Source organism: Acinetobacter sp. YH12218 (assembly GCF_013417925.1).
Lineage (GTDB): Bacteria > Pseudomonadota > Gammaproteobacteria > Pseudomonadales > Moraxellaceae > Acinetobacter > Acinetobacter amyesii.
Genome location: NZ_VPDB01000125.1, coordinates 1 through 4,529 on the forward strand (window position 1 = coordinate 1; position 4,529 = coordinate 4,529).

Sequence of the window (4,529 nt, forward strand, 5' to 3'; positions counted from 1 at the left end):
AGGATAACCTTGGTGTCCTGCTATTTGAGCGCCATGCGCGGGGCGTTCGGCTAACAGACGCAGGCAGGCACTTCATGGAGCGTGTCACGGCGGGTGTCGATCAACTCGATCACGCAGTGAAGACCGCAGGCATGACAGCTCAAGGAGAATACGGCCGGCTTCGCATCGGCATCCATGCCTTAATCCCACGCAGCTTTCTCACGGAGCTGATCCGTCATTATCGGGAAGAACATACGGGCATTGAGGTTGAGATCACCGAAGGCACAGCCCGCGATGCGGTGATGCAGCTTCGTGCTGACCAGCTCGACGTGGTGTTCGTCGCGGGCAAGCCCGAGATGCCCGACTGCCATACCCGACCGATCTGGACCGAACCGCTGGTGGCCGTGCTATCGGATGGGCATCGCCTCGCCGGGCAGTCCGCAATCACTTGGTCCGATCTGGTCGGCGAGACTTTCATTGTTCGCTATGGTGGCACCGGCCCGCAGGTCCATGACCATATCGTGCTGCGCCTTGCCGGGCGTTGGCCCGCACCGTCGATCCGGCGCTTTGATGTGGGGCGCGACACGCTGCTATCTATGGTCGGACAAGGCTTCGGCATCACTATCGTCGGCGAGGCAACGTCATTGTTGCCGACGACCGGCATCGTCTTCCTGCCCTTCCTCGATGAACCGGAGCCGGTTGCCTTTACAGCCGTCTGGTCGCCGTTCAATCGCAACTCCGCACTGAAAAATCTACTCAACCTCGCAGGCAAAATGAAGCGTGACGGCGATTCGCCCAATCGTTTCCTGGATGGCACTCGACCGGCACGATAACGGCACAGGCGATCCATCCTATTTGCCGCCGATAGTATCCGGCAGCCCTCCGGCATCCTCTTTCCTGTTGCCCGTCCCGATTTTGCCTACTCTCTGATCGGCTCCGTCTCTTTTGCCGACTGGAGCCTGCATTGCGCGGAGGCCGAATCCTTTGGGGTCAGATCGCCGTAGTCATCACCATCGTTCTGGTGATGACACTGAGAAATTTGACGATAATCAAAATACTGACCTGCAAAGAAGCGCTGCATACGTCGATAAAATGATTGTGGTAAACACTTGATGGGCAAGGCTTTAGATGCAGAAGAAAGATTACATGTTTGCTTTAAAATAATCACAAGCATGATGAGCGCAAAGCACTTTAAATGTGACTTGTTCCATTTTAGAGATTTGTTTAAGATAAGATATAACTCATTGAGATGTGTCATAGTATTCGTCGTTAGAAAACAATTATTGTGACATTATTTCAATGAGTTATCTATTTTTGTCGTGTACAGAGATTATTATAGAAGCCCCCATGAATAAATCGCTCATCATTTTCGGCATCGTCAACATAACCTCGGACAGTTTCTCCGATGGAGGCCGGTATCTGGCGCCAGACGCAGCCATTGCGCAGGCGCGTAAGCTGATGGCCGAGGGGGCAGATGTGATCGACCTCGGTCCGGCATCCAGCAATCCCGACGCCGCGCCTGTTTCGTCCGACACAGAAATCGCGCGTATCGCGCCGGTGCTGGACGCGCTCAAGGCAGATGGCATTCCCGTCTCGCTCGACAGTTATCAACCCGCGACGCAAGCCTATGCCTTGTCGCGTGGTGTGGCCTATCTCAATGATATTCGCGGTTTTCCAGACGCTGCGTTCTATCCGCAATTGGCGAAATCATCTGCCAAACTCGTCGTTATGCATTCGGTGCAAGACGGGCAGGCAGATCGGCGCGAGGCACCCGCTGGCGACATCATGGATCACATTGCGGCGTTCTTTGACGCGCGCATCGCGGCGCTGACGGGTGCCGGTATCAAACGCAACCGCCTTGTCCTTGATCCCGGCATGGGGTTTTTTCTGGGGGCTGCTCCCGAAACCTCGCTCTCGGTGCTGGCGCGGTTCGATGAATTGCGGCTGCGCTTCGATTTGCCGGTGCTTCTGTCTGTTTCGCGCAAATCCTTTCTGCGCGCGCTCACAGGCCGTGGTCCGGGGGATGTCGGGGCCGCGACACTCGCTGCAGAGCTTGCCGCCGCCGCAGGTGGAGCTGACTTCATCCGCACACACGAGCCGCGCCCCTTGCGCGACGGGCTGGCGGTATTGGCGGCGCTGAAAGAAACCGCAAGAATTCGTTAACTGCACATTCGGGATATTTCTCTATATTCGCGGTTCAGCAGGCATGTCCCCTTTGAGGGCGACCCGACGACAGGATAATCGACCTTATGGTGCGCAAATATTTCGGCACAGACGGTATTCGTGGCAAAGCCAACGAAGGCGCGATGACGGCGGAAACCGCCTTGCGCGTCGGCATGGCGGCTGGCCGTGTCTTTCGTCGCGGTGACCACCGCCATCGTGTCGTGATCGGCAAGGATACGCGCCTGTCGGGCTATATGCTTGAACCCGCGCTCACAGCCGGTTTCACCTCGATGGGCATGGACGTATTCCTTTTTGGCCCGCTGCCGACAACGTAATAGGAAGAATAAACGCCCTTTTCACCCAAGTCCAAATTAATTTGCCGATTCCATAATCAGGGTGTATTACAATTCCATAGAGTTTTTCAATCCAGGTGGTTTAGCTGATAACTTAACGATTGATCAGCTTCTTCGTGAAGATTACTCGCCATGGGCGCGCAATAAAAGGATATCTGCCACGTTCAAAGAAGCGCATTTTATTGAAAAATATGGGTCAGGCATCAAACGAATCCAAGAAGGCTTCGCATCCTATGGTCTGCGTCCCCCTGTCTTTGAAAATTTCCAGCACGGTTTTCGAGTTATTGTCTCATCAAAGCTACTTTTCGAATCTAATGAGGGAGTAAGTGAGGGAGTAAATCTACTATTTAATCAGATAAGAACTAATCCAGGAAAGCGTGCACCATTTTTAGTAAACGAGCTATTAGTTCCTGTCAAGATAGTAGAGCGGTGGCTCAAAATCTTAAGAGATGATCATAAAATCGAGTTTCGAGGAGCTCCTAAAAGTGGAGGATACTGGCTAAAATAGAAATCAATGATACTCTTAAGTGGCACCAATCGAACTCCTATTTTAGCATTTAAAAAAGTATCCTCACATCATTTTATTGAACAATACCTAAGGCTGCTCTGGCGGCATTGATATGATTATCGTCGTTGCACTCTACCGCAAAAGCGCCATATGCTAATGGAGCTGCAGCAGCCCTCTCTATAGATTGTTCGTAGAGCCTATCCCATATCGTTCCGCCTTGTTTAGCATACTCCGTTATCAAACTCTTCAGGCTATCCTCTCCAAAAACCGATACGTGACCAGAAAAGTCCAGTGCAGGATCACCCATATGCGCAGTAGACCAATCTATGATACCAGAGGTCTTACCTTCCTTCGAGGTTAAGACATGCCCTGCATAGAGATCGCCATGGATGAAACAAGTGAATTCAGGCCACAAAGGGTCATTGTCCAACCATCTACGGTATCTGTTTTCCAACGGCTCGCTGATACCTATCTCAGATTTCACCAAGTGGATACGGTCAGCTATTTCGGTCCTCAATTCACTTGGAGTCATTATTTTCAAGTTGCTCTTTCTCACATCGTCAGCTGTAATACGATGTAATTCGGCCAATGATTTTGCCAGAGACTCCACATAAGCTATGCTATCGCGATCTATGTTCCAAGAAACCTCATGTGTTATCGCATCGAATGTCAGAGCAGGCGCATCCTCCAGTAAAGGGTAGGCTATTAGGCGCTCCGATACAATTTTCCAATCAGGGACATTGATCGACAGGTTTCTTTTGGCTAAATCCAATATTCTACTTTCATTTTCGATTTGTTCAAGCATATCGCTTCTTCGAGGTATACGGAGTACCCAGTTCTCACCGTTTACTTCCTTTACAAAGGCAACTCTAAAGTCGATGCCCATCTCATTGACGCTCATCTCTTCCGAAATTCTCAGCCCATGCTCTAGGGCTAATGTTTGCATATCTTCGATTGTCATTTCTATACTGTTTTCTTTTATTAAATTGGTACCAGTTCCCCCGACAGGACATTCTGAATGTCATATACAGGTGTAACACTTTACCCATATTCTTTTCGTATGGATAACACTTCCCATCAGGGAACAAAAATCTGATACATGAATTAATTGTGAGACAGTAGACCTACTGTCGCATTGAAGCCATCTCGGCGACTATTTGATTAGGAAAACCAAGGCTTTGCCATCATAGCCTTATCATAGAAGTATAACATAGTTGTAAAGATAGAAAATTATTTTTTATTCATCCATGATGTTATTATTTTATAATAACATCATCTAAACATGTCCTGTCGCTCTTTTGTGCTGTGATATTTCATACCTATTAACTGCTTTCGTTTGAATTATACGACGTTCTACTCACAATAGGGCAAGGGTTACTCATTCCGTAGGATGCGGTTCACGTATAGGAAGAATAAACGCCCTTTTCACCCAAGTCCAACAGCTTTGGACCGCAGTTGACTCTTTCGACACCCCTGCGATGCAACCCAATCCGGCTGACGGGGAGCCAGCAACGCTGAAAATTTAC

At 49.7% G+C, this 4,529-nt stretch carries 5 protein-coding genes and 1 pseudogene; 4 read left to right on the top strand and 2 right to left on the bottom strand.

What is annotated here, in order from left to right; all coding sequences use genetic code 11:
• Positions 1-812 (top strand): LysR family substrate-binding domain-containing protein (locus FTV03_RS17100; RefSeq protein ID WP_159139002.1); only part of this gene is annotated, 812 nt, incomplete at its 5' end.
• Between the two features lie 197 nt (positions 813-1,009).
• Here the strand turns inward: FTV03_RS17100 and FTV03_RS17105 are convergent.
• Positions 1,010-1,237: pseudogene (locus FTV03_RS17105) on the bottom strand (IS4 family transposase); the annotation flags it as partial.
• 89 nt (positions 1,238-1,326) lie between these two features.
• Between FTV03_RS17105 and sul2 the strand changes: the two are divergent.
• The 3 genes from sul2 (at position 1,327) to FTV03_RS17120 (ending at position 3,003) form a co-directional block, all read left to right on the top strand.
• Positions 1,327-2,142 (top strand): sulfonamide-resistant dihydropteroate synthase Sul2, encoded by an 816-nt coding sequence (gene sul2 / locus FTV03_RS17110; RefSeq protein WP_001043260.1) that lies wholly within the window; start codon positions 1,327-1,329, stop codon positions 2,140-2,142.
• An 86-nt stretch (positions 2,143-2,228) separates the two neighbouring features.
• Positions 2,229-2,477: a phosphoglucosamine mutase gene (locus FTV03_RS17115; protein ID WP_071830581.1), complete on the top strand. Its 249-nt coding sequence runs from the start codon at positions 2,229-2,231 to the stop codon at positions 2,475-2,477.
• 61 nt (positions 2,478-2,538) lie between these two features.
• Positions 2,539-3,003: an ATP-binding protein gene (locus FTV03_RS17120; protein ID WP_071830580.1), complete on the top strand. Its 465-nt coding sequence runs from the start codon at positions 2,539-2,541 to the stop codon at positions 3,001-3,003.
• A 73-nt stretch (positions 3,004-3,076) separates the two neighbouring features.
• On the opposite strand, the gene mph is transcribed toward FTV03_RS17120, so the two are convergent.
• A complete protein-coding gene (gene mph, locus FTV03_RS17125) occupies positions 3,077-3,964 on the bottom strand; it encodes an Mph(E)/Mph(G) family macrolide 2'-phosphotransferase (RefSeq protein ID WP_071830579.1) in 888 nt (295 codons plus the stop codon).
• Between the last annotated feature and the right edge of the window lie 565 nt (positions 3,965-4,529).

Coding starts and splice junctions, on each gene's coding strand:
- FTV03_RS17115 (WP_071830581.1), top strand. CDS start 2,229: ATGGTGCGCAAATATTTCGGCACAGACGGTATTCGTGGCAAAGCCAAC.
- sul2 (WP_001043260.1), top strand. CDS start 1,327: ATGAATAAATCGCTCATCATTTTCGGCATCGTCAACATAACCTCGGAC.
- mph (WP_071830579.1), bottom strand. CDS start 3,964: ATGACAATCGAAGATATGCAAACATTAGCCCTAGAGCATGGGCTGAGA.